The following is a 24,673-nucleotide window of genomic DNA, read 5'->3' on the forward strand; positions in this document are numbered from 1 at the left end:
CATTAGTCCCGGGCGGCCCGTTCCCCGTGCGGGAGACGCGCCGCCGACCGGGCCGCGGGGTCCAGCCGGGCCGTGACGACCAGGGTCCCCTCCTCGATCTGGTAGTCGAGGGGGAGGCCCAGGCCGCGCATCGCGGCGACCATGCCGGTGTTGGACGCCTGCGTGACCGCGTACACGCTCTCGCAGCCCGTCTCCGCCGCCATCGCGACGAGCCGCGCGAGCAGTTCCCCGCCGATGCCGCGGCGCTGCCACGCGTCCTCGACGAGGAGCGCGACCTCCGTCTCGTCCCCGTCCCACAGCAGGTGGCCGAGCCCGACGATCCGCCCCGAGGAGGTCTGCACGGCCAGGGTGCGGCCGAAGCGCGGGCTGAGCAGGTGGTTGAGGTACCGGTCGGCGTCCCCGACCGGGCCGTGGTAGCGCATCCCCAGGGTCCGCGCCGAGCAGCGCTCGTGCATCGCCTTCGCGGCCGGGACGTCACGGGTGTCGGCCCGGCGCACGGTGATGTCACCGCCCTCGGGCAGCGTCAGCACGTCGCGGCCGTGCGGGAGCCGCGGCCCGAGCCGGGCGTCCAGCTCGACCAGGGCCCGGGCCCGTGCGAACTCGGCCGGTGTGAAGGGAAGATGGGGGCGTTCCACGCTGATCACCCCGCCCTCGGGGGCGCGCAGCCGCAGCACGGTGTCCTCGAACACGCCCTCCGGCGGCACGACCGCGGCGGGCGCGGCTCCCGGGACGGCGGGCAACGACCGGATGGTGCACCGGCCCAGCAACTGCCGCAGTGCCAGCGGCAGTTCGGCCGGGTCCAGGGCCGTACGGGCGGCCAGGCCCAGCACCCGGGTCGGCGCGTCCACCAGGTCGTGCGCGTCCGCCCGCTCGGTCCAGGTCCGCGTGCCGCCCGCCGTCGTCACCACCTCGGCCAGCCCGGCCCCGTCCAGCCCGCCCGGGGCACGGAGCAGGAACTCGTCCACCGTGCCCTCGGCCAGCGGGTGCGTCTGCAGGCTCAGGATGTCGATCCGCCGGTCGGCGAGGGCCGCGCACAGCACGGCCAGCGACCCCGGTGCGTCCCGGACCGTCGTCCGCAGCCGCCACAACGCGCTGTCGCCGCCCTCGTGTCCGGTCCGCACGGACCCGGCCGGCCGCACGACGGACGGCGGCCGGGCGCCGGTATCGTCCGCCGGCGGCGCGTGCCCGTGGCGTCGTGACCGGCGGGACCTCAGGCACGCCGTGGCGATCAGCGCCGCCACCGAGGCCAGCACCATGGCGGGTACGGCGTTGCCGTGTCCGGCGAGGCTCGCCACGGCGTCCGTCACGTCAGACATGTCTCGACTCATGCACCCACTGTGCGCGAGCGGTGTTGCGTGATCGCGAACGCACTGTGACCGATGGGTAAAGAGCGATACCGGGGCATTCGGGAGGAATCGGCGCAGGCCGGGGGAAGTCGGCGCGGCCCCGGGGGAAGTCGGCGCGGCCCCGGGGGAAGTCGGCGCGGGCCCCGGGAGCGGGCACGAGTCGACGCGCCGCCGGAGTGCTCCCGGGCACGCTCGCGCGCCGCGCACCGGGGGATGACGCCGGCGCGCGGCATGCCGACAGGCTACGGGACTACTGGCCGACCCGGCCCGGCCGCAGCACCTTCGTGAACAGCACCGTGCCGTCCTGCTCGCGCAGCCGCACCGTCATGTCGGCGCTGTCGCCGTCGATGTCGACCTCGCCGAAGAACTGGTAGCCGCCCGCGGGGGAGACGTTCGAGGCGGTCGGCGCCTTCACGAAGACCCGTTCGGGGCCGAACGTGCCGTCCAGCTCGCTGGTGGGGAACGCGCCCGCGTTGAGCGGCCCGGACACGAACTCCCAGAACGGCTCGAAGTCGCCGAACGCGGCCCGCGAGGGCTGGTAGTGCTGGGCCGAGGTGTGGTGCACGTCGGCCGTCAGCCACACCGTGCCCGTGATCCGCCGGTGCTTGACGAAACGCAGCAGCTCCGCGATCTGCAGCTCGCGCCCCAGCGGCGCACCGGGATCTCCCTGCGCGACGGCCTCGATGTTCGGCTCGCCCTCGGTGGCGTCCGGCACGACCAGACCGATGGGCATGTCCGCCGCGATCACCTTCCACACCGCACGCGAGCGGGCCAGCTCCCGCTTGAGCCACTCCAGTTGCTCGCGGCCCAGGATGCCCTGCGGGTCGACGCGCTGGCCGCCGGGGGAGTTGGCGTTGCGGTAGGTCCGCATGTCCAGCACGAACACGTCGAGCAGCGGACCCTGGCGCAGCACCCGGTGCACCCGTCCCTCCCGCGCGCCGGGACGCAGGGTGGAGACGGGGAAGTACTCGCCGAACGCGCGCCGGGCCCGTGCGGCCAGGACGTCCACGCTCTTCTCGGTGTACCGGTCGTCCGTCTCCGCGATCACCTGGCCCGGGTACCAGTTGTTGCGCACCTCGTGGTCGTCCCACTGGACGACGGACGGGACCTGGGCGTTGAAGCGGCGCAGGTTCTCGTCGAGCAGGTTGTAGCGGAAGTTGCCCCGGAACTCGGCGAGTGTCTCGGCGACCTTGGACTTCTCCTCGGTCGTGATGTTCCGCCAGGTGCCTCCGCCGGGCAGCGCCGCCGTCTCCGGGATGGGGCCGTCGGCGTAGATGTTGTCGCCGCTGCACAGGAAGAAGTCGGGGTCCAGGGCGCCCATGGCGTCGTAGATGCGGTAGCCGCCGAGGTCGGGGTTGATGCCCCAGCCCTGGCCCGCGAGGTCGCCGGACCACACGAAACGCACGCCGTCGCGCCGGCGCACCGGCGCGGTGCGGAAGGTGCCGGTGACCGGCTCCCCGGTACGGCGCGGGTCGTCCGGGTCGGCCAGGAGCACGCGGTAGTGGATCTGCTCGCCCGGCGGCAGCCCGTGCAGCCGCGTGGTGCCGGTGAAGTCGGTGGCGCCGCCGAGCAGCGGGCCGTGCCACCGGTGCGGGTGGCGGAACGACTCGGTCGCGGACGTCTCGACGATCATCCGGGCCGGCCGGTCGGACCGCACCCACACCAGACCGGAGTGGGAGGTCACGTCTCCCGTCTGCACGCCCCAGCCCGCTCCCGGCCGCCCCGAGCGGGCGAACGCGGGCGCCGCCCCGAGGGCGGTGGGCAGGGTCAGGGCCGCCGACGCGGCGAGCGAACCGCGCAGCACGCTGCGGCGGCCGGGCAACGGACGGTGGGACATGGACGCGCCTCCAGGAACGGGGTCCGGCCGGTGCTCCGGCCGGGGTGCGCAGCCAGACCTACTGGCACGGTGCGGCGTCCGCGGAAACGGCGGGTGAACAGACCGGGCCCCGGGACACCCGGACACCCCGCGGTTCACGCCCGGCGCGGGGCGGCGTCACCCCGCCGACGCCATCCTCGCCACCCCCGCCCGGATCCGGGCCGGCGTCAGGTGCGCGTAGCCCAGCACCAGCCGCACCCCGCCGCCCGCCCCCGGCCCGGCCGCCGTCCCCTCGTGCCGGTACGCCGACAGCGGGCGCACCGCGCCGCCCGCCTCCGTCACCCGCTTCAGGAAGCGCTCCTCGGGACCGTACCGTTCGGGAAGCGTGGCGATGGCGTGCAGGCCGGCGGCGATGCCGGTGACCCGTGCGCCGGGGAAGTGCCCGGCCAGCGCCGCGACCAGGGCGTCGCGGCGCTCCCGGTAGGCACGCTGGCAGACCCGCAACTGCCGGTCGTAGTCGCCGCGTTCGACGAAGCGGGCGAAGAGTGCCTGGTCCAGGGCCGGGTGTCCGAGGTCGGTGGTGCGCTTGCGCTCGACGACGTCGTCGGCCAGCCGGTCCGGCACCAGCAGCCAGCCCAGCCGCAGCCCCGGGGCGAGGGACTTGCTGACCGAGCCCGTGTAGGCGACGCGTTCCGGGTCGAGCCCCTGGAGCGCGCCGACCGGAGCGCGGTCGTACCGGAAGTCGCCGTCGTAGTCGTCCTCCAGGACGAGGCCGTCCACGGACCGTGCCCAGGCGAGCAGTTCGGCACGGCGCCGCGCCGAGTAGGCGATCCCGGTGGGGAACTGGTGGGCCGGTGTCGTCACCACCACGCGTACACCCGAGGCGTGCAGCGCAGCCGGGGCGAGCCCCTCGGCGTCCAGGGGCAGCGGCACGGTGCCGATGCCCGCCGAGGCGTACAGCGCGCAGTGCTGGGGGCTGCCGGGGTCCTCGACGCCCGCGGTGCGCGTCCCGCGCGCGTGCAGCACCCCCGCCAGCAGCGCGGTCGCCTGCGCCACCCCGGAGACCACCACGATCCGCTCGGGGTCCGCCACCACGCCCCGGCGCCGCGCGAGCAGTTCGGCCAGGGCAGTCCGAAGCCGGGGCAGCCCCCGCGGGTCGGGGTAGCCGAGAGCCTCGTGCGGCAGGTCCGCCAGCACGCTCCGCTGCGCCGCGGCCCACGCCGGACGGGGGAAGAGAGACAGGTCGGGCGTCCCCGGCACGAAGTCCGCGTGGGCGCCCGAGGAGCGCGGGGCGAGGTCCCGCGCGCGCGGACGTGCGGCCCGGACGGCGTCACCCACCCAGGTCCCCGCGCCCCGCCCGCTGCGCAGGTACCCCTCGGCCGTGAGCTGTTCGTACGCCTCCGTGACCAGCCCCCGCGACACGCCGAGGTCGGCCGCCAGGTCCCGGCTCGACGGCAGGCGGGTGCCCGCGGCGAGCCGGCCCGAGCGGACCGCGTCCCGCAGCGCCTCCTGCAGCGCGCGCCCGCGCGCCCGGGCCGGTGCCGATGCGGCGGGCAGCAGCAACTCCCACGCTGACGTCATGAAAACGGCCCCCCCGAGGTTCGCGCATCCCAATCGCCCCCATTTTACGAGGGGTTGGACGTGCTGGTGCGTAAACCGGAGTGACAGACCACAGCGAGGGGGCAGGCTGATGTCGGGCCCCGGAATCGTACGCGCAATTCAGGAGCGCCCGTGGACGCCAAGAACCGTTTCGAGACGAAGGTCACCTTCGCTCTCTCCCGACTCGAATGGCTGGGCTTTCTCGCCGTATCGCTCGTGCTCGCGGTCCAGCACCGTACGGAAATCCGCTGGGGCGTTTTCGTGCTGTTGTTCACCGTGATCGACGCCATCGGATACATTCCCGGAGCGATCGCCTTCCGGCGCCGCCCGGGCCGCCCGGTCCCACGAGGCTACTACGTGGCCTACAACACGATGCACAGCCTGGTCACCGCCGGTGTCCTGGCCGGGGCGTGGGCACTGTTCGTCCGGCCGGAATGGGCGCTGCTGGCCCTTCCGATCCACCTCATGGGCGACCGGGCCCTCTTCGGGAACTCCCTGAAACCCTTCGGTGTCTCCTTCGAACCGGAAACCAGCCCGGCGTTCCGTTCGTTCGAGCGGGAATACGAGCCGGAACGGGACGCCCGGGGTTTTCACGTACCGGGCAGGAGCGGTTCCGCGACACATTCCGTGGAGGGTACCGATGCCGTCCGTGCTTGACACGCTCGCCGCGCACAGCGACAACCCCAGTTCCTTTCTCGCCCTCAACAGCGGGAACTCCTACTTCCAGGACGACCGGTTCGACGGGGCCTGCGCCTACCGCACCTCCGGCCGCTACGTCCTCCAATTCGGCGGCCCCTTCACCGCCCCCGAGCACCGCGCGCCCCTGCTGGAGGCCTTCGCCGCCCACACCGGACGCCGCCTGGTCGCCGTCCAGTTGCAGCGCGCGGACGCCGAGCTGTACGCGGCGCACGGGTTCACGGTCAACCAGATCGGTGCCTCGTACGCCGTCGACCTGAGCCGCTTCACGCTGCGCGGCTCGCGGTTCGTGCGCCTGCGGAACAAGATCTCGCGCGCCCGGCGGGCCGGACTGGAGGTCGACGAGGTGCTCGACGGCGACGACTGCGCCGAACTCGACCGCATCGACCAGCACTGGCTGCGGGACAAGGGGCGGCACGTCAAGGAGCTGCGGTTCCTGGTCGGCCAGCGGACCGGCAGCCTGCAGCGGCACCGGCGCCTGTTCGTCGGCCGGATCGGCGGCGAGGTGGTCGGCTACGTCAACTACTCGCCCGTCTACGGCAGCCGGCCCGGCATGCTGCACGACCTCAGCCGCCGCCACCCCGACGCGCCGCCCGGCGTGATGGAGGCGCTCAACGCCACCGTCATGGAACGGCTCACCGCCGACGGAGCCGGCTGGCTGCACTTCGGGTTCACACCGTTCACCGGCCTCGACGCCGCCCACGAACTGCCGGGCGCCAGCAGCATGTTCAGCCGGTTCGCGCGCCTGCTGGCCGAGCGCGGGGAGGCGATCTACCCCGCGGCCTCCCAGCTCGAGTACAAGCAGAAGTGGGCCCCGCACGCCGTGCTCCCGGAGTACATCGCCTTCCGCGGCCGGCCCCGTCCCGGCGCCGTCTGGCAACTGCTGCGCGCCACCAACGCCGTGTGAGCACCGCCGCCCCGGCCGGGCCCGCCCGTGGACCGGCCCGTCCGCACCGCAGCCACGCCCCCCATCCATCCAGGAGGACCGCGCGCCCATGAGATTCCTCGAACGTGAACGCACCACCCTGGCCAAGCTGCTGCCCGACCTGGACCCCGCCCTGCGCGAGATCCCCCTCATGGAACTGGAACGGCCCGGCAGCCCGGGCATCCGCCTCTTCCGGGACAGCGGTGGCCCCGGCCTCCTGGTGCCCGAGTCCCACCAGGGACGCGGCGCCACCGCGCTGGACGCGCTGCGGGTCCAGCGGGCCATCGGCAGCCGCTCGCCGTCCCTGGCCGTGGCCACCACCATGCACCACTTCTCCATGGCCACCCTGGTCGGTCTCGGCGGCCTCGGCGACGGCCTGGAGTGGATGCTGATCGAGGGGGTGGCGTCGAGCAACCGCGTCATCGCCTCCGGCTTCGCGGAGGGCCGCCCCGGCGCGGGCATCCTGGACCCGTCGATGAGCGCCGCCGTGACCGCCGACGGCATCCGGATCAACGGCGTCAAACGGCCGTGCAGCCTGGCGCACTCGATGGACGTGCTCACCGCGGGCGTGGTCGTCCCGCGCGAGGACGGACAGGGCGACGAACTCGCCGTCGCCCTCGTGCCCGCCGACAGCGAGGGCCTGAGCGTCAGCGGCTTCTGGTCCAGCGCGTTCCTGGCGGGCGCCGAGAGCGAACAGGTCACGCTCACCGACGTCCTCGTCCCGCCGGAACTGGTCCTGCGCACCGCGACCGCCTCCGGGGACCGGCTCGACGAGCTGCAGACCGCCGGCCTGGTCTGGTTCCAGGTGCTGATGACCGGCAGCTACCTCGGCGCCGCCTCCGCGCTGGTGGAGCGCGTGCTGCTGAACGAGCGGATCCCCGAGCACGAGCGGGTGCGCCTCTACGTCGAGACCGAGGCCGCCATGGCCACGGCCGAGAGCATCGCCCGCCGGGTGGACGCCGGGGAACCGGACGAGTCGGCCCTCGCCCAGTCGCTGTGCGTGCGCTACGGGGTCCAGGACGCCCTCGCCCGCATCGTCCCCCGCGCGGTCGAACTGCTCGGCGGGCTGAACTTCATGACCTCCGACGAGGTGGGTCACCTGGCCGCCTGCGCCAACGGGCTGTCCCTGCACCCGCCTTCGCGCTCCCGCATGACGGGCCCGCTGGCGGCGTACCTGGCCGACGGCCCGCTGGCCATCGCCTGACCGTGACGGGCACCGGGGCCGGGCCGCGCCTCGCACTCCGGCCGCGCCGCCCCGCCCGGCGGCGAGCCGGCCGACGCACGCCGTGGCCGACCCCGCTGCCGCCGGCGGCCCGCCCCGAGCCCGGTCCGGCCCCCCACGGCCGTTCCCGGTCCGTCACCGTCCCGTCCCGTCCCACCCATCCCGTGCCGGCCGCCGTCCGCGCGTCCCCAGGTTCCACGGCAGCCGAAACCCGTCGAGGGGAGCCCACCATGCCACGAAACGCCCCATGCCCCACCGTCCTGCCCGTACCGACCCGCGCCGCCCGGCGCGAACGTCCCACCCTGCTGCTGACCGGTGGTTCCGGAGTGCTCGGGCGGGCCCTGATCGATGAACTGGCGCCCGACTACGACCTGCTCTGCCTGCGCCGCAACAGGCCCCTGCACGATCCGCGGGTCCGCGAGATCGAGGGCGACCTGCTCGCCCCGCGCCTCGGCCTCGGCGCCGCCGCCTGGTACGAACTGGCCCTGCGCGTCGACGTGGTGCTGCACTCCGCCGCCCAGACCAACTGGCGCACCCCGCCCGAGGAGATCGTGCGGACCAACACCGTCGGCGCGGAGACGATGCTCGACCTCGCGGCCCGCGCCGACGCCCCGTTCTACCTGGTCAGCACCGCGTTCGTCGCCAACACCCCGAGCGAGGAGGACCGGGAGCGCTTCCCGGGCGCCGCCGCCTACCTCGACTCCAAGAGCCGGGCCGAACATCTGACGCGCGAGGCGGGGCTGCCCGGTGCCGTCGTGCGGCCCTCGGTCGTCATGGGCCACTCCGCCACCGGCCGCATCGCCGGACAGCAGGGCCTCACCAAGACGATCGGCGCGATGGTCCTCGGACAGGTGCCGGTGCTCCCCGGCGCCCCCGACGCCCGCGTCGACATGATTCCGCAGGACTACGTCACCGGGGCCGTCGGCGCCCTGATCCGCGGCGGCGTCGGCAGCGGCGAGTACTGGCTCACCGCGGGCAGTCAGGCGCCCTCCGTGAGCGAGATCGCCGACACCTGCGCGGAGTTCGCCGTCCGCCACGGCCTGCCCCGGCCACTGCGGCCCCGGCTCATCCCCGTCGAGGCCGTGCACCGGCTGCTGCTGCCCATGCTGGAGGGCACCTCACTGCCCGCCTCGGTACGGCAGCGGTTCCGGCACTACGCCGAACTGCTCCTGGTCTTCCAGCGCGAGCTGCCGTTCGACACCTCCCTGGGCACTCCCCACTGCGGCACCCGCGTCACCCACGCCGACATCCACGCCGCGCTCGTGCGCAACCTGGAGAGCTGGGCGGCGGAGCGGTCCGACCTGCCCGTACGGCACCGTGAGCCCGCACCCGCGGCGGCCGGCAAGGAGGTGGCGTGATGACCGTGTCACCCCCGTCGACCGATGCCCCCGGAGCGGCCGAGCCGTCCGGAGCGGCCGTGCCGTCCGAGGCAGCCGAGCCGTCCGGAGCGGCCGAGACCGTCGGCCCCACGGCCCCCGTCGACGTCGCCGACCTCTACCTCAAGCACATCGGCTCCGGCCGCGCCGTCATGGGCCGGGTCATGGGCGGCATGGCCGAGGTCCGGTCCGAGGGCGCCTGGATCCACGCCGACGACGGCCGACGCTTCCTGGACTTCGGCGGCTACGGCGTCTTCATCCTCGGCCACCGCCACCCGGCCGTGGTCGAGGCCGTGCACCGGCAGATCGACACCCACCCGCTGGCCAGCCGCGTCTTCCTCGAACCCGTGGCCGCCCGCGCCGCCCAGGCGCTGGCCGCCCACACCCCGCCCGGCATCGACTACGTCCACTTCGTCAACTCCGGCGCCGAGGCCACCGAAGCCGCCCTGAAGCTGGCCCGCGCCCACGGACGCACCTCGGTGATCACCACCCGCCGCGGATTCCACGGCAAGACGCTCGGCGCGCTGAGCGTCACCGCGAACGACACCTACCAGACGCCCTTCCAGCCCCTGCTCCCCGACGTCACCCAGGTCGACTACGACGACCCGGCCGACCTCGAACAGGCGCTGGCCGCACGCCGCGACCGCGCCTGCGTCATCGTCGAACCCGTCCAGGGCGAAGGCGGCGTCCGCATCCCCCGCCCCGGCTACCTCCGCCAGGTCCGCGCCCTGTGCAGCACCTACGGCGCCCTGCTGGTCGTCGACGAGATCCAGACCGGCATGGGGCGCCTGGGCACCTGGTGGGGCGTCGACGCCGAAGGGGTGCGCCCGGACGTCCTGCTGGCCGGCAAGGGGCTCAGCGGCGGCGTCGTACCCATCGCCGCCATGGCCGCCACCGCCGAGGCGTACGGGCCGTTCAGCCGCGACCCCTACCTGCACACCTCCACCTTCGGCGCCTCGCCGATCGCCTGCGCCGCCGCGCTGGCCACCGTACGGGCGATGGAGACGGAGAACACCGTGGCCCGGGCCGCGGCACTCGGCCTGCGCCTGCGCGCCGCCGTACGGGAGGTGTGCGCGCCGTACCGGGGCGGCCTGGTCCGCGAGGTGCGCGGTCAAGGGCTGCTGATCGGCATCGAGTTCGCCGAGGAACAGGCGGTCGGCGAACTGCTGCTGGAGCTGATCGCGCGCGGCGTCCTCGTCAACCACTCCCTCAACTCCACCCGGGTGCTGCGCCTGACCCCGCCGGCCGTGGTCGACGACGAGGAGCTGGGCCTGTTCCTCACCACCCTCGCCGAGGCCCTGCACAGCACGGCCGGCCGCATGTCCGGCTGAGCGGCCGGCCCCCACGTCCCTCCGGAAAGGAACCCAACGTCCCATGCGCCACGTGGTCCTGCACGCCCTCGCCGAGGGTCTGGCACCCGCCGACGTCTACCGCCGCATCAGCGACTTCGGCCGCTACCCCGAGTACAGCGACGTCTTCCGCGAGGTGCGCGTCGAACCGCCGCTGCCCGACGGCTCCACCGTCTCCGACTGGACCGTCGAGTTCCGGGGCGGCCTGATGCGCTGGCGGGAGCGCGACACCTACTCGCCCGAGACGCACTCCCTCGCCTTCGAGCAGCTCAGCGGCGACTTCCAGACCTTCGAGGGCGGTTGGCGGTGCGAGCCGCGGGGCGAGGGCACCCTCGTCGTCTTCACCGCCGCCTTCGACCTGGGCATCCCCTCCCTGGCCGAGATCCTCGACCCGGTCGCGGAGTCCACGGTGCGCACCAACATCGCCCGCGTGCTGCGGGGCCTGGCGGACGCGGAGGTGATCGATGAACACGCGGCTGCGGCTCGTGGCTGACCGGTCGGCGACGACCGCCCGACCGCCGCACGAAGAGCCCCTGCACGAGGAACCCGGGCCGGGCGCCGCCCGCTGCCTGGGCCTGTACGCCAAGCTGGCCGCCGGGGTCACCGTCGTGACCGCCCGGGGCGAGGACGGCCCGCTCGGCATGACCGTCTCCGCCGTCACCTCGCTCTCCGCCCGGCCGCCGCTGCTGCTGGCCTGTCTGCGGGACGGCTCCCGCACCCTCGCCGCCGTCCGCTCCCACCGGACCTTCGCCGTGCACCTGCTGCGCGAGGAGCAGCAGGAGCTGGCCGGACGGTTCGCGTCCCCCACGACGACCGCCGCCGAGCGGTTCGCGGGGACGGACACCCGGCAGGTGCTGGGCGTTCCCGTGCTGGCCGGGTCGCTCGCGTGGTCGGTGTGCCTCACCGAGGACGTGCGCCGCTACGGCGACCACCACCTCGTCGTCGGCCGCGTGGCCGCCGTGCACGTGGGGCCGGGCCGCCCGCTGCTGTGGCACGACCGGAGGTTCGGCACGCTGACCGGACCGGTGCCGGGCGCCGCGGGATGACCGGGCAGCCGGCCGGGACGCCGTGCTGGGAACGGGCGGAACTGCCGCCCCAGCCCCAACTGCACGGTGTGGTCACCGCGGACGTGGTGGTCGTCGGGGCCGGTCTGGCCGGGCTGTCCTGCGCCTACCACCTCGCCGAACGGGCCCCCGGGCTCGACATCGCCGTGATCGACGCCCAGCACCCGGCCGCCGGGGCCAGCGGCCGGGGCACCGGCCTGCTGGGCCCCCGCGCGGGACCCGCCCTCGACCGCGCGGTGCGCCGCTTCGGCGCCGCGACGGCCGGCCGGATGCACCGGGCCAGTCAGCAGGCGGTACGGGACGTGCTGGACCTGTGCTCCCGGCTCGCCGTGCCCTGCGGGCTGCGGCCCGGCGAGCAGCTCATGGCAACCCGCTCGCCCGCGGGGCTGGCGGCCCTCGCGCGTCAGGCCCGCGCCTGCCGCGAACTGGGCCTGGACGTGCCCGTCCTGACCCCCGCCGGTATCCGCGAACGCGTCGGGTTCTCCTACCGGGCCGCGCTCCTGCACCGCCCGGCCGCCACCCTCGACCCGGCCGCCCTGACGTGTGCGCTGGCCCGCGCCTGCGCCGACAAGGGCGTGCGGTTCTACGGCCGCAGCCCGCTGCTGGCCCTGCGCCCCGGCGACCTGGTCGGCCCCGAGCTGGTCCTCCCGCACGGCCGTCTGTACGCCGGGCAGGCGGTGCTGGCCGTCAACTCCGCGGCCCAGGCGCTGAACCTGCCGGTCGGCACGATCCTTCCGCTGGAGGTGTACGCCGTCGCGACCGAGCCGCTGAGTCCCGCCGCGTACGAACTGCTGGGCGGACGCGCCGGGCCCGCCGTGGTCGACGCCGTGCCGCTGGCGCCGTACTTCCGCCTGCTGCCGGACGGGGGCCTGGTCGCCGGCGGCGGCACCGCCTCGGTTCCGGCCGGCCTCCCCGCGCCCCGCCTCCAGGCCCGGCGCGAGCGGGCCTGGGCCCGGCTGGAGCACTGGCTGCGGGGTCTGCACCCCGACCTGGCCCGGACGGGGGTCACCCACCGCTGGTCCGGCCGGATCGCCATGACCGGCGACGACCTGCCGGTGGTCGGGCCGGTGCCGGGGTACTCCGACGTCTGGTACATCGGCGGCTGCGGCGGCCATGGCCTCGCCCTCTCCGTGGCGCACGGCGCGTACGTGGCGAGGGCCCTGCTCGGCGAGCCCGACCCCGGCGAACCGCTGCCCTGGCACCGCTCGCGCGCCCCCCGTCTGCCCCTGTACGGACCCGTGCGCCCCCTGCTCCGCGCCGGTGTGGACGCACACGGATGGGCCGTGCGGCGTGTCTGCTGACGTCTGCCGCGCGTTGGTCGTCCCGTTCCAGTTCCTGAGATCGACCGGGAGGTTCTCATGCTGCGACCCGTCCTCGGCAAGGACGGCCGGCTGCCGCCGTCGGTGACCATGGGCACCGCCGACGTCGCCTTTCACCTGGCCGCGCGGGGCGGGCCGCTCCCCGTCGTGTTCGCGTTCGCGTTCGACGGCGGGCCGCCGACCCTGGACTCCGTACGGGCGAGGGTCGCCGAACGCGCCCACGGCATCGCGGCGTTGCACTACCGCATCGCCCGGGAGAGCCGCAGCTTCCGGCGGGTGGACCGGATCGCGGTGGACCGGCACGTGCACGAGACGTGGCTGCCCGAGGACAGCGACGGTGCGGCGACCGGACGGCTGATGCTCTCCCGGCCCGTGGGCGCCGACGGCCGGCCGCCCTGGGAGGTGTGGCTGGTCCACGGCCCGGCGGGCCGCCACACCCTCTGCTACCGCACCGACCACGCCTTCCAGGACGGGGTGGGCGCCGCCTACACCGCCCGCGCCCTGCTCGGTGACGACCCCGCGGGCGGCCCGGCCCCCCGGCCGCGCCGCCTGCCCACCGCGGCGGGCATCGCGGCCACGCTCGGGGACGTGGCGGGCGCCTTCGGCGCATCGACGGCCAAACCGGCCTTCGACGGGGTGTGCACCGGACGCGTCGACGTGTGCCACACGGACACCCCGCTCGCCCGGCTCCGCGCCCTGGGCCGCGCCCACGGAGCGACCGTGACCGACATGTACCTCGCCGCCCTCTCCCACGCCATCCGCACCTGGCACCTGAAGGAGACGGGCGCGGTCCACCCGCCGCTGCCCGTGGCGATCCCGATGTCCGTCCGTGCCCCGGGCGAGGAGCAGGCACCCGGCAACCGCATGATCACCGCCCGGATCCTGCTGCCGTGCGACGAGGAGTCGCCGCAGCGGGCGCTGGCCCGGGTCAAGGACGTGATGAACGGGCTGCGGGCCGGCCGGCGGCGCGACTCGATGCGGGTGCTGCTGGCGGCCACCCCGCGGTCGGCCGGCGCCCGGATCGGCGTCCGGCTGGTCCACGGCAGGCGCGTCGCGGGACCGGTGAGCAGTGTGGACTTCGGTCCGGCGCTGGTCCACCAGGGGCTCACGGCCCGGCGCGCGGCCGTCTACACGAGCGTCGCGTCCGGCATCCGCAGCGTGATCACGCTGACCAGCCAGCACGACACCGCCTGCCTGACCGTGGTGCACGACGAGGCGCTCCGCACCGCCGACGAACTCCCCGACCTGTGGCTCGCGGCCCTCCTGGAGCTGGAACGCCGGTGACGGCACGTCGTACGGAACGAGGCCCCGGGCGCCCGCCCGGGGCCTCGTCGCGCGGCACGGGGATCAGCCGGTGCCGCGCAGCGTTCCGGTCGTGAGGAAGGCGCACTTGGCGGCGGCCTCGCCGACCAGCGGCAGGTACAGGGCCAGCCGTTCCATCGCGTACGGCAGCGTGAACAGATCGGCGACCCGGGCGTCCCAGCCGTGCTCCTCCCACCACCGCTCGGGCTCGGCGAGCTGCCAGTTCCAGGCCGCCCCGATGGTGGCGAGGGCGTTCAGGAAGGGGGCCACCAGGGGCGAGTCCACCGCCCGGGCGTTCACGCACTCGGCACCGAAGGTGCTGCCGTCGGCGGACAGTTCGGTCATCGTGGCCACGACGTCCGCCACCTGGTCGGGGCGGAGGAAGTACAGCGGGGCCTCGCAGAGCCAGGCGGTGGGCCGGCCGGGATCGAAGCCCGCCGCGACCAGTTCCGCGCCCCAGGCCCCGGTGACGTCGGCCCCGACGGCGGTACGGCGTCCGCAGGTGACCGGGCTGCCGTCCAGTACGCGGTCCTTGAAGGCCAGGACGGAGGGCACCTCGACCTCGAAGAGGTGCACACCGGTGGGCCAGTCGAGCCGGAAGGCGCGGGTGTCGAGCCCGGACCCGAGGACGACCACCTGACGGCAGCCCGAACGGGCCGCGTTGAGCAGGTGGTCGTCGAAGAAGCGGGAGCGCACCACCTGCCAGTCCGGCAGCAACCGCTGCATCGGTCCGTCACCGGGCGGGCCGCCCTCGAACCCGGCCGTGTGCAGGAAGTCGGCGGCCCACGGGTCGAGGACGTACGGCGCGGGGCGCAGGGCCTCCGCGGCGTGCGCGGCCGCGGTCCAGAGCGCCGCGTGCGCGAGGCCCTCCGGGGCCCGGGCGGCGGGCACGGACGGCGACCGCGGTCCGGCGGGCGACGGCGGGCGGGTGGATTCCGGCATGGGACCTCCTGGAAAGGGGCGGAGCGTGACGGAAAGCGACGGAAAGCGGAGGGATCGGAGGAGCGGGGCAGCGTGACGGAGCGGTCGGGGGAGTGCCGGACGTGACGACCGGGCGGTACGGCTGAGCGGGACGACCGGGCACGGGGGACAGGGACAGGTCAGCCTGAGCGGCGGCGGCCCAGCAGGAAGGCCGCGGCACCCAGCGCGAGCATCCCCTTGGAGGCACGGGTGGGCCGCTGACCGCCCATCGCGGCGGGGGTGCGCGGCTCGTGGATGTTCAGCGCGAACTGGCGGTTGGCCACGTCGGACAGGACACCCCGGACCTGGTCCGGACTGGTGACGGCGGTCAGCAGCAACTCCATGGAGTTGCGGGCGAACTGGTTGCGGCCGAGGAACTCGCGGCCCAGGGCGAACAGGATCCTCGGCACCTCCCCCTGGAACACCTCCGGCAGCGTGATCTCGGGGGCCAGGCAGCGCACCGAGCCGTCCAGGTTGGCGAACGACTTGCCGAGCAGCGACACCGCCGGCGGTGAACCGATGCCCCGCTTGGTCGCCTTGGCCAGCACGGTGGTGAGGGAGACCCCGAAGTTCATGTCCTCCAGGGCCAGATGGGAGACCTTCGGTACGAAGGCCGCCATGTCGGCCGCGAACGCGGGCATGTTGGCCCACGGCGTCAGCCGGCCCATCTCCGCCCAGTGCTGGGCCAGTCCCGCGCCGTCGTTCTGCGCCAGCGTCATGAACAGCGGCAGCAGTTGCAGACTGGTGCGCCGGTCCAGCCGGCCGACCATGCCCCAGTCGATCAGCGTCGCCGGGCCCCCGGGGACGGCGAAGACGTTGCCCGCGTGCGGGTCTGCGTGGAAGAAGCGGTGGACGAAGTACCCGTGGTACATGAACCGCAGCAGATCCTTGCCGATCTCCACGCGTTCCCCGTCCGAGAAGTGGGAGCGGTCGACGTGCCGCACCGACTTCCCGTCCGCCAGCGACTGGACGAGCACCCGGGGACTGGCGTGCAGGACCCGGGGCACCTCGAGGGACCGGAAGGGCCGGACGTGCTCGCGGGCCTCGTCCATGTTGCGGGCCTCGCCGGTGAAGTCCAGCTCCGGTTCCATGGCGTCGAAGACCGAGCCGAGCATCGCCTCGATGTCGATGACCTCGTTGAACCGCGGAGCGACGCGGGCCACGATCCGCGACGCCCGGCGCATCAGCGCCATGTCCGCGAGCACGCCCTCGCGGATGCCGGGCCGCTGGATCTTCACCACGGCGGCCCGTCCGCCGGGCAGGGTCACCCGGTAGACCTGGGCGAGGGACGCCGCCCCCAGCGGGGCAGCGGTCTCGACGTCGTCGAAGCGCAGCTTCCAGTCCGGCCCCAGGTCCTGGGCCAGCACCGGTTCGAACTCCGAGAACGGCTGGACGTCGACTTCGTCGTGCAGGTTCTGGAGCTCGTCCCGGATGGACTCCGGAACCATGTCGGGCCGGGTGGACAGGATCTGGCCGAGTTTCACGTAGAACGGGCCGAGACTCTCCAGCGCGTGCCGCACCGCCTTGGCACGGCGCTGGTCGGACCCGGCGGAGGCATCGGCGTCCTCCGCCGGGGACCGCGGGTCCCGCTTCGTACGCCCCCGCAGCCGGGTGGACAGCCCCACCTCGTCGGCCACGAGGCTGCCCAGGACCTTGACCACGAGACGCAGCCGGTCGCCGACGACAGACGCCATCGTGTGTGATCCTCCTCAGGTGTGGTGCGCGTACGCGGGGTCGGCCGGTGTACCGCGGGGGCCGGCCGGCGGGACGGTGCCGCGACCGGTCAGCTCGATGACGAGGACTGGCCGCCGCGGGGCCGGTCGCCGCCCTGCTGCTGCCCCATCAGGCCCTGCAGAGCGGCCAGACCCTGCTGTCCGGCCTGGGCCGGCATGTTGGACAGGTTCTGCAGGCCCTGGAGCGCCTCCAGGAGCTTGGGCAGCACCTGGACGAGCTGGGTGAGCTGGCCCGGGAGCGCCATCAGGTCACCGGCTCCGCTCGCCGCGTGGCCGAGGCCGCCGGCCAGTTGACCGAGGCCGCCGAGCGCCCCGGCCGCGCCGCCGACCGCGGCCAGCGGGTTGGCGGCACCGCCGAGCGCGGCGAGCGGATTGCCGGCGCCGCCCAGGGCGGCGGTCAGGGGGTTGCCGGCGCCGCCCAGCGCCGCGAGGGGGTTGGCGGCGCCCCCGAGACCTCCGAGGGCGGCCAGCGGGTTGGCGGCCCCCGCGAGCGCGGTCGCCGGGTTGACGGCCCCGGCCAGAGCGCCGAGGGCGTTCGGGGGCAGACCGGCCAGCGTGTTGACGGCGCTTCGGGAGCCGCTCGACGAATCCGAGTCGTCCCGGTTCAGGAGGTCGTCGAAGGCCTCCTTCCAACTGTCGGCCATATCCCCGATCAGGTCCTTGAGGATGTCCTGGATGTTCTTGCTGTTGCCCATGAGTGGATTCCCTTTCCGTTTCTCTGCGATGGGAGAGGCATGGCTGCCGACTTTTATCCCGAGCAGCCTTCCAAGGATTTGGCGCACACGTTCTTCAGTCGGGCGCGTCCCCTGGTGAAAGCGGCTTCGGCCGCCTTGACGGAAATGTTGTGGATGCGGGCGAATTCCGCAGTGGAAATTCCCTTTGCGCGGGCGAGTATGACCTCCTGTTCGCGGCCCCGCAGGTGTTGCACCTGGCCCAGCAGCCAGCGGCCGAAGTCCTGGTCGCAGACGTCGTCCTCGGTCGTGCCGAAGGTGTCCGCGAACGCTGCGCGCTGCAGGAGTCTGCTGCGACGCTCCATGTCACGGTAGAAGTCGATGCACAGGCGGAGCGCCACGGACGTCAGAAAGGGACCGAGCCGGTTCCGGTCCAACGCGGCGTGGGCGGCTGCGCGGGCCATGGTTTCCTGAACGCAGTCCTCGGCGTCCTGGAAACTCGGCAGTCGTCGTCGAACCAATCGCATGAGGCGGTCCTGATGCTGGAAGATGTCTTCCCAGGAGCATTCAGCGGGCGATTGGCAGGTGGAATGTCGCACCATGGTGGATTGCAGCCCGTTGTCTCTCGGATTGGGCAGGGAGAACCGCGGCCGACTTTCTATTGGTCGGCCATGTGGTTTTCCTACCCGAGCCTCTCGACCGGCAAACCGGAATGCGCGATTCCACGCGTGGGCGGAAATGTTTTTTCGCGCTCATTTCCGAGGGGCGGGCCGGCGTGCCCAGTCGCGGTTCCAGTTGAGCCACATGTCCCGCACGGTCTGGTGGACCAGCGAGCTGCCGGTGCGCAGTTCGCCGGTGTACGCCTGGACGGCCTCCTTGCCCACCATGCGCGCACCGCCGGTGAAGTAGGAGCCCCTCACGTGCTGCGGGGAGCGGTACTTGCCCCACAGCAGGATCTTCATCAGCGGCCAGAGCGTGAACACCCCGGACGGGCAGCGGTTGTCGGGGTCCAGGGTCCCCCAGACCCCCGGAACCAGACCGCTCTCGCCCAGCACCTCGTAGATGCGCGCGATCGTCTGCTCCTTCGTCAACTCGCCCGCCCGGTAGGCGAGTACGGCGTCGCGGGACTGGTCGAACATCCGCTCCACCCAGGGGTTGTCCATGCCCTGAAGCCCTCGGTACGGCGGCATCTCCAGGGCGTCGAAGCAGGCCGGGTCGCGCGTCTTCTCGTACGTCACGGCGGCCTGGTTCTGCGCGTTCGTGCCGTAGAGCGTGGTGAGGGTCCACACCCGGTTCCACGCGTTCCACAGGTCGAAGTCGTCGAACGCGATGTAGCTGCAGGACACCAGGTCGTCGTAGAACCGGAACATGCGCTTGGTCCAGTGGTCCAGGTACGCGAACCGGGCGGTGTCGAAGTCGTCCTGGCGCACGGCGTCGATGAGCCGGTGGCCCAGGGCGTTGAGCGCCATCACGGTGACGGCGAGCCCGCTGGAGAAGAGCGGGTCGATGAAGTCACTGGCGTGCGGCAGCAGGCACCACCGGTCGCCGACCACCTTCTGCGAGGCGAACTGGGTGCGGTCGGTGGACACGTACGGCCGGACGGACCGCGCCCGCTCGAACTGCCGCGCCACGCTGGGGAACCGGTGCACGTGCTGCCAGAACTCCTCCTCGGCGGACACGTCGTCGGGGCGCGGATAGCGGTCGAGATCGAGGTTGAGGCCGACGCTGCACAACCCGCTCGTGCTGGTCGTCTGGTTGTCGAACGGGATGACCCAGAGCCAGCCGCCCTCGAACATGTGGTGGAGCGTGCCCTGGCTGAACGGGCTGGGCATGCCGTGCTGTTCGCGCGGCGGCGACACCGCGTCGAAGGGGTGCACGTCCACCATGTGCGTGAAGATCGTGCGCGACCGGGTCCGGTACGGCGGTTCCTGCCGCAGCCCGAGCCGCTCGGGGAGCATGGCCCGCATCCCGCCGGCGTCGACCACGTACGACGCCCGGAACCTGCCGCGGTCCCGGGTGACGAGGGTCGCGCCGTCCTCCTCGAACTTCACGTCGTCGACCATGGTGTGGGTGTACGCGGTGACGCCGTAGGACACGGCGACGTGGAACATGTACGCGTCCACGTCCTGCCGGAAGTAGTGCGAGTCGGGACCGAGCGGCGGACCCCAGGTGGGGTACTGCGTGCACTCGTCGGGCCGGGTCGGCTCGCCCTCCCGGTGGTAGACGAAACTGAAGTTGCGCTTGACCCCGCAGTTCGACGACACGTGGCGGCGCAGGGCCGCGTTGGTCGCCAGGTGTTCGAGCTCCGGCACGTCGTAGCGGCGGGCCAGGACCCGCAGGCCGAAGGTGGTCTCGGGAACGGTGGACTCTCCGATGGCGAACCGGGGATGGCCACTGCCCTCCAGCAGCAGCACGCGCACGCCGTGGCGGGCCAGGACGGTCCCCAGCATGGTCCCGCCGATGCCGCCTCCGACGATGGCGACATCGAAAGCGCGCTGGTCTTCTTGCATGGTGACGGTTCCTTTCGCAGGCGGGAAGGAGGAGTTGCCGGTCCGTCCGGTCACCGGGGGGTGACCGGGGAACCCGGCAGCACCCGGCGCAGCCCGCAGGCCGCCATCCGGGCGGAGAAGGACACGGCGAACCAGGGGGTGGGCGCCAGGTCGGCCAGCCGCTCGCGGTCGCCCGGGATGTGCCGCTCGCCCCGCCCGGTGACGTCCAGCCACGCACCGAAGTGCAGCAGCCGCGCCTCGGGCCCGGCGTCGCGCGCGGGAAACAGCCGCATGTGCTCGCGCACCGCACGCGTCAGGGCGGTGCGCCGCGCCTGGCCCACCTCGTGTCCGACCAGGAACGCGTCGAGCAACTGGGCGGAACGGCGCGGAAATCCGCCGCGACCGAGCGGCGAGCGCCCCACCAGCCCGGCGTCGTGGAACGCCGCGGCGGCCAGCAGGCCCACCCGGTCGTAGGCCGTTCCGTGGCTGCGCGCGCAGGCGTCGGCCAGCAGGAACGTCCGCAGCGAGTGCACGGCGACGCGCGGTGGCAGCAGCCGGCGCATCTCCGTCAGCGCGGCTCCCGCGAGCGGATGCCCGAGCAGCTCGGCCAGGGCCGGCCGGCCGAGCAGCGGCTGCCAGGCCGCGGGCAGCCGCTCCGGCGGGACGAAGCGCGAACCCGCCCCGTCCGCACCGGGGTCCGGAACCCCCGGACCATCGGGACCTGCGGCCATGACCCAACCCCCTTGTCCTGTGCCCCCATTGGCAGTGTCCGTCTCAACTGTCTTTACGCTCGGGCCGTACCCCGACCCCCGTTTCGCAACATCCCCTCGGTGCCCGCGCGTTGACGCAGGAACGGCGGCGCGCGGTGAACGGAACACGCCCCCGGGCACATGTTCCGGGCCCTCTCTCCGAGAGATTCGAAAATGTGAACCCTACTTACTTCATGGAGTGAATTCTTTCCCCCGCCCGAGGGATCGTTGCGTAATTCGATGGACGTGAGACTGGGAAGCCGGTTCCACCTTCACCGCATTTCTCCGGAGAAAGGGGAGAACACCGTGAGCTTCCTCAACCCCCGTCTGCCCGGCGTCAATTCGGACGACGTCGTCACCGACATCACCGAGTCGCCGCACCGCGTGGGCGCGGTCGTCCAGGCCGGCGGAGCGCAGGTCATCGCCACCGTCGACGTGCAGGCGGGAGAAGACGACTGGAACGCCCCGCCGAGCGAAGAACATCCACGTCCGGTGGTGCTCGTGCACGGCACCTTCGGCAATCGCGGCTACACCTGGAACACGGCGACCCCACTGCTGCGCCGGCACGGGCACCGGGTCTTCCGGCTCGACTACGGCCAGCACGGCAATCCGGTGATCTTCGGCCTCGGAGACATCAAGCACTCCGCGCGGCAACTCGCCGAATTCGTCGACGAGGTGCTCCGCCGCACCGGCGCCCAGCAGGTCGACCTCGTGGGCTTCTCGCAGGGCGGCATGATGCCGCGCTACTTCCTCAACGCGCTGGGCGGCGGGCCCAAGGTGCACAATTTCGTCGGCATCTCACCCAGCAATCACGGCGTCACCGCCCAGGGCCTGATGAACCTGGCCCGCCAGATCCCGGGCGCGGTGGAACTGCTCGAACAGGGCGCCGTCGGGGAGGTCGTGCCGGCCTGGCCGCAACTGCAGCACGGCCACCCCTTCCAGCGCGAGCTGGCCGAGCTCGGCGAGACGACGGAGGGGGTCCGCCACACCGTCATCGCGACGAAGTACGACGACGTGGTCACGCCGTACACCTCCTGCGCCCTGGAACAGACGGAGGGGCGCTACGTCAAGAACATCCTCCTGCAGGACATCGATCCGGACGACCACACCCCGCACGTGAGCATGCCCTACAACGCGACCGTGCTGAAGGAGGTCCTCGCCGCGCTCGCGTCCTGAGCACGGCTGCCGTCCAGGACGACGCGGGCCACCAGCGCCGGGTCGTCGTTCATGGGGACGTGGCCGCAGCCGGGCAGCCGTACCAGCCGCGCGCGAGGGATGGCCCGCTTGGCGCGTATCCCCTGCCGGGGCAGGAGCAGCCGGTCCCGCTGGCCCCAGGCCACGGTGACGGGGACAGCCGGCACGTCATCGGTGAACAGCACGCTCCGGCCGGCCCGCAGCGTCTCGGCGAACCCCTCGGCACGCGCGAGCGCCAGGGTCTCGGCGACCACGGCCTCGGGGGAGCGCCGTGCGGGGCGGGCGTAGATCGTGCTGGTCAGGGCGGTGCGGCCGAGGGCCGTGCGGGACAGCCGCTCGACGAGGGGGAGCGGCAGAGCGCGCGCCGTGCGGCGCATGCCGGTCAGGACACCGAAGGCGTAGCGCCGCTCGGGCTCCGTCCAGAACCCGGCCGGGGACAGCGCGGTCACCGACCGCACCAGGTTCTCCCGGCCGAGCTCCAGGGCCAGCAGGCCGCCCAGCGAGTTGCCCGCCACGTGCGGTCGGTCGAGACCCAGGGCCGCACAGAAGGAGCCGAGTACCGCGCTCGTCGTCGGCAGGTCGTGCGGCAGGCCGGGCGGCAGCTCGGACGATTCGCCGAAGCCCGGCAGGTCCACGGCGATCACCTCGCGCTCGGTGGCGAGGATGTCCGCCACCGGGTCCCAGGCCTGCCGGTGGTGACCGATGCCGTGCAGCAGGAGAAGCGGCTCGCCGGTGCCCGCGCGGGAGTACGCGAGGGTGATGTCCTGCGGGCCGTGCCCGGTGGGGGCCGTGAAGGAGAGTGTCACGGACGGCATGGGACTCCTTGTCGGTACGTGTCGCGGGCGGACGTCGGGTAGACAGCTTGTCAGTAAGAGCTACCGACGGGTAGCCCCCAGTGCCCGGCGGGGGCGATTCCGCCTGGACACCGCCGGACGGGTCCGCTGGGATGGAACGGTGACGACCGACACCGCGACCGACGTCTTCGAAGAGCACCGGCCCGTCCTCCTGGGCGTCGCCTACCGCATGCTGGGCCGCCTGGCGGACGCCGAGGACGTGGTCCAGGAAGCCTGGCTGCGCTGGTCCGGCGCCGACCGGGCCGCCGTGCGCGAACCACGGGGCTACCTGGTGCGCGTCACCACCCGCCTCGCCGTCGACCGGCTGCGCCAGATCAAGTCACGGGGCGAGACCTACGTCGGGCCGTGGCTGCCCGAGCCGTACGCCACCGACTTCGGGGACGCCGTGACGGACACCGCCGAGCGGGCCGTCCTCGCCGACTCGGTCTCGCTGGCCGTCCTCGTCGTCCTGGAGTCGCTGTCCCCGCTGGAGCGGGCGGTGTTCGTGCTCAGGGAGGCGTTCGGTTATCCGTACGCGGAGATCGCCGCCATGCTGGAGCGCGGCGAGGCCGCGGTCCGCCAGCTCGCCGCCCGCGCCCGCAAGCACGTCGAGGAGCGGCGGCCCCGCTACGACGTCGACCCGTCGCAGCGCCGCGCCCTCACCGAACGCTTCCTCGCCGCCGCGGTCGAGGGCGACCTGGCCGGGCTGCTGGCCGTCCTCGCGCCGGACGTCCGGCTGGTGGGCGACAGCGGCGGCCGCTCCAAGGCGCCGCTGCGCGTGCTGGAGAGCTCCGGCAAGGTGGGCCGCTTCCTGCTCGGCGTCGCACGGCAGGGGGTTCCCGACGCCTCCTTCCGGTTCGTGGAACTCAACGGCGGCCCCGCCGTGCTGGTCCGCTCCGGCGGCAAGCCGGACTCCGTGATCCAGGTGGACGTCGCCGACGGGCGCATCCAGGCGGTGTACATCATCCGCAACCCGGACAAACTGGTATCCCTGGCCGACGCTCCCTAGACCCGATGCCTCTCCGCTCCCTCGCGGCCCCGGTCCCCGTTCTCCGGCGGGCACCGGGGCCGTCCCGTTCGCCGGATTGGTCTTGACCAAGGGGGTGGAGCGTTTTATCGTCGCAGAGAACTGCAACAACCTTTAATAAACAAGGGCGTCAAAACGCCGCCGTACCACGGCGATTGCGGAGGACAGGGTGGGGACCACGCAGTTGGAACGGGTGCCGGAGCCCAAGTACTGGCACCTCAGGACCGTGCTCAGCGAGGCCCTGGACTCGGAGTTCGAGGTGGGCGAGGTCCTGCCCAACGAACGCGATCTCGCGGCCCGCTTCGGCGTCGCCCGCGCGACCCTGCGCCAGGCCCTGGAACAGCTCGAACTGGAGGGCAGGCTCCAGCGCAGGCGCGGCGTCGGTACGACCGTGGCCCCGCCGCGCGTCGGCGTGGCCGTCGGCACCCCGGAGCACGCCTGGCCCGGCACGGCCGACGACGCCTGGCAGCCGGCCGACTGCGTCCTCGCGGCACCGCCCGCCGCCGTGGCCGACGCCCTGGACACGGGCCGCGACGAGCCCGTCCACACCGTCCGCCGCTCCCGCGTGAGCCACGGCCAGCCGGTCGCCGCGGAACTGCTGTACGTCCCCTCGTCCTCGGTGCCCGGTCTCCCCGCGATCGACGCCCCCTCGGGCGCCGCCCGCGCGCGTGCCGTGCTGCGGGAACTGCAGCACGGGGCGCTGGAGGGGCGGGAGAGCGCCGTCGAGCTGGGCTCGGCCGGCACGGACGACGCGAAGGAGCTGGACCGCCTCCCCGGCGCGCCCGTCCTCGTGGTCACCACCCGCTACCTCGCCGGGGGCCGCACCGCCGCGCTCTCCGTCGCCACCTACCGCGCGGACACCTGCCGGCTGACCTTCGGCGACTCGGGCGACGTGCACATCCACCACGGTCCCGAGACCCGGGCATCCTGACCGCTGGGCCCACCACCGGGGCCGCCCGCCCGCCGCCCCGACACCGGCCGCCCGGGTCCGACGCCCGGCGGC

Annotated in this window: 22 protein-coding genes; 12 read left to right on the plus strand and 10 right to left on the minus strand. The window is 73.5% G+C overall.

The annotated features are described in order from the left end of the window. Positions 1 to 2: 2 nt before the first annotated feature. The 3 genes from IG88_RS0100380 to IG88_RS0100390 form a co-directional block, all read right to left on the minus strand. On the minus strand, positions 3 to 1,316 hold the full coding sequence (locus IG88_RS0100380) for a GNAT family N-acetyltransferase (RefSeq protein WP_031033515.1): 1,314 nt from the start codon (positions 1,314 to 1,316) through the stop codon (positions 3 to 5). A gap of 280 nt (positions 1,317 to 1,596) precedes the next feature. Beyond that, the gene (locus IG88_RS0100385) at positions 1,597 to 3,183 is read right to left on the minus strand and encodes an alkaline phosphatase D family protein (protein WP_031033517.1); all 1,587 of its coding nucleotides are present in this window, start codon (positions 3,181 to 3,183) and stop codon (positions 1,597 to 1,599) included. Positions 3,184 to 3,339: 156 nt separating this feature from the next. Then, complete coding sequence (locus IG88_RS0100390) at positions 3,340 to 4,743, minus strand: PLP-dependent aminotransferase family protein (RefSeq protein WP_031033519.1); 1,404 nt, start codon at positions 4,741 to 4,743, stop codon at positions 3,340 to 3,342. 150 nt (positions 4,744 to 4,893) lie between these two features. On the opposite strand from IG88_RS0100390, the gene IG88_RS0100395 reads away from it, so the two are divergent. The 9 genes from IG88_RS0100395 (at position 4,894) to IG88_RS0100435 (ending at position 13,996) form a co-directional block, all read left to right on the plus strand. Then, complete coding sequence (locus IG88_RS0100395) at positions 4,894 to 5,418, plus strand: hypothetical protein (protein WP_031033522.1); 525 nt, start codon at positions 4,894 to 4,896, stop codon at positions 5,416 to 5,418. Next, a complete protein-coding gene (locus IG88_RS0100400; RefSeq protein WP_031033524.1) occupies positions 5,402 to 6,364 on the plus strand; it encodes a bifunctional lysylphosphatidylglycerol flippase/synthetase MprF in 963 nt (320 codons plus the stop codon). The genes IG88_RS0100395 and IG88_RS0100400 overlap by 17 nt, the downstream gene beginning before the upstream one ends. An 88-nt stretch (positions 6,365 to 6,452) precedes the next feature. Further along, positions 6,453 to 7,586 (plus strand): acyl-CoA dehydrogenase family protein, encoded by a 1,134-nt coding sequence (locus IG88_RS0100405; protein WP_031033528.1) that lies wholly within the window; start codon positions 6,453 to 6,455, stop codon positions 7,584 to 7,586. Positions 7,587 to 7,834: 248 nt separating this feature from the next. Continuing rightward, entirely contained in the window at positions 7,835 to 8,962 is a 1,128-nt protein-coding gene (locus tag IG88_RS0100410) for an SDR family oxidoreductase (RefSeq protein ID WP_031033531.1), read from the plus strand. Beyond that, on the plus strand, positions 8,962 to 10,311 hold the full coding sequence (locus IG88_RS0100415) for an aspartate aminotransferase family protein (RefSeq protein ID WP_031033534.1): 1,350 nt from the start codon (positions 8,962 to 8,964) through the stop codon (positions 10,309 to 10,311). Before IG88_RS0100410 ends, IG88_RS0100415 begins: the two co-directional genes overlap by 1 nt. Before the next feature lie 43 nt (positions 10,312 to 10,354). Next, a complete protein-coding gene (locus tag IG88_RS0100420; RefSeq protein WP_031033536.1) occupies positions 10,355 to 10,822 on the plus strand; it encodes an aromatase/cyclase in 468 nt (155 codons plus the stop codon). Further along, complete coding sequence (locus IG88_RS0100425) at positions 10,794 to 11,375, plus strand: flavin reductase family protein (RefSeq protein WP_031033538.1); 582 nt, start codon at positions 10,794 to 10,796, stop codon at positions 11,373 to 11,375. Before IG88_RS0100420 ends, IG88_RS0100425 begins: the two co-directional genes overlap by 29 nt. Continuing rightward, the gene (locus IG88_RS0100430; RefSeq protein ID WP_031033540.1) at positions 11,372 to 12,694 is read left to right on the plus strand and encodes an NAD(P)/FAD-dependent oxidoreductase; all 1,323 of its coding nucleotides are present in this window, start codon (positions 11,372 to 11,374) and stop codon (positions 12,692 to 12,694) included. Before IG88_RS0100425 ends, IG88_RS0100430 begins: the two co-directional genes overlap by 4 nt. Positions 12,695 to 12,751: 57 nt before the next feature. Beyond that, the gene (locus IG88_RS0100435; protein ID WP_031033543.1) at positions 12,752 to 13,996 is read left to right on the plus strand and encodes a wax ester/triacylglycerol synthase domain-containing protein; all 1,245 of its coding nucleotides are present in this window, start codon (positions 12,752 to 12,754) and stop codon (positions 13,994 to 13,996) included. Between the two features lie 63 nt (positions 13,997 to 14,059). On the opposite strand, the gene IG88_RS0100440 is transcribed toward IG88_RS0100435, so the two are convergent. From IG88_RS0100440 to IG88_RS0100465, 6 genes are all read right to left on the minus strand, one after another. Then, the gene (locus IG88_RS0100440; protein WP_031033545.1) at positions 14,060 to 14,956 is read right to left on the minus strand and encodes an SAM-dependent methyltransferase; all 897 of its coding nucleotides are present in this window, start codon (positions 14,954 to 14,956) and stop codon (positions 14,060 to 14,062) included. Between the two features lie 158 nt (positions 14,957 to 15,114). Next, the gene (locus IG88_RS0100445; RefSeq protein ID WP_031033547.1) at positions 15,115 to 16,668 is read right to left on the minus strand and encodes an ABC1 kinase family protein; all 1,554 of its coding nucleotides are present in this window, start codon (positions 16,666 to 16,668) and stop codon (positions 15,115 to 15,117) included. An 89-nt stretch (positions 16,669 to 16,757) separates the two neighbouring features. Continuing rightward, a complete protein-coding gene (locus IG88_RS0100450) occupies positions 16,758 to 17,402 on the minus strand; it encodes a hypothetical protein (protein WP_031033550.1) in 645 nt (214 codons plus the stop codon). 53 nt (positions 17,403 to 17,455) lie between these two features. After that, on the minus strand, positions 17,456 to 17,980 hold the full coding sequence (locus IG88_RS0100455; protein ID WP_267884643.1) for an RNA polymerase sigma factor: 525 nt from the start codon (positions 17,978 to 17,980) through the stop codon (positions 17,456 to 17,458). A gap of 150 nt (positions 17,981 to 18,130) precedes the next feature. Then, complete coding sequence (locus IG88_RS0100460; protein WP_031033553.1) at positions 18,131 to 19,888, minus strand: NAD(P)/FAD-dependent oxidoreductase; 1,758 nt, start codon at positions 19,886 to 19,888, stop codon at positions 18,131 to 18,133. Between the two features lie 50 nt (positions 19,889 to 19,938). Further along, positions 19,939 to 20,598, minus strand: a complete 660-nt coding sequence (locus IG88_RS0100465) for a hypothetical protein (protein ID WP_031033555.1) — start codon at positions 20,596 to 20,598, stop codon at positions 19,939 to 19,941. 324 nt (positions 20,599 to 20,922) lie between these two features. Between IG88_RS0100465 and IG88_RS0100470 the strand changes: the two genes are divergently transcribed. Continuing rightward, on the plus strand, positions 20,923 to 21,792 hold the full coding sequence (locus IG88_RS0100470) for an alpha/beta fold hydrolase (RefSeq protein WP_031033558.1): 870 nt from the start codon (positions 20,923 to 20,925) through the stop codon (positions 21,790 to 21,792). Here IG88_RS0100470 and IG88_RS0100475 read toward each other — a convergent pair. Next, on the minus strand, positions 21,744 to 22,625 hold the full coding sequence (locus tag IG88_RS0100475) for an alpha/beta fold hydrolase (RefSeq protein WP_031033560.1): 882 nt from the start codon (positions 22,623 to 22,625) through the stop codon (positions 21,744 to 21,746). The genes IG88_RS0100470 and IG88_RS0100475 overlap by 49 nt on opposite strands. Before the next feature lie 139 nt (positions 22,626 to 22,764). On the opposite strand from IG88_RS0100475, the gene IG88_RS0100480 reads away from it, so the two are divergent. Continuing rightward, a complete protein-coding gene (locus IG88_RS0100480; protein WP_031033561.1) occupies positions 22,765 to 23,652 on the plus strand; it encodes an RNA polymerase sigma-70 factor in 888 nt (295 codons plus the stop codon). 187 nt (positions 23,653 to 23,839) lie between these two features. Then, positions 23,840 to 24,601 (plus strand): GntR family transcriptional regulator, encoded by a 762-nt coding sequence (locus tag IG88_RS0100485; RefSeq protein WP_031033563.1) that lies wholly within the window; start codon positions 23,840 to 23,842, stop codon positions 24,599 to 24,601. Positions 24,602 to 24,673: the final 72 nt, after the last annotated feature.

Origin of the sequence: Streptomyces sp. NRRL F-5650, from assembly GCF_000721365.1 — a bacterium.
Taxonomy (GTDB): domain Bacteria; phylum Actinomycetota; class Actinomycetes; order Streptomycetales; family Streptomycetaceae; genus Streptomyces; species Streptomyces ardesiacus.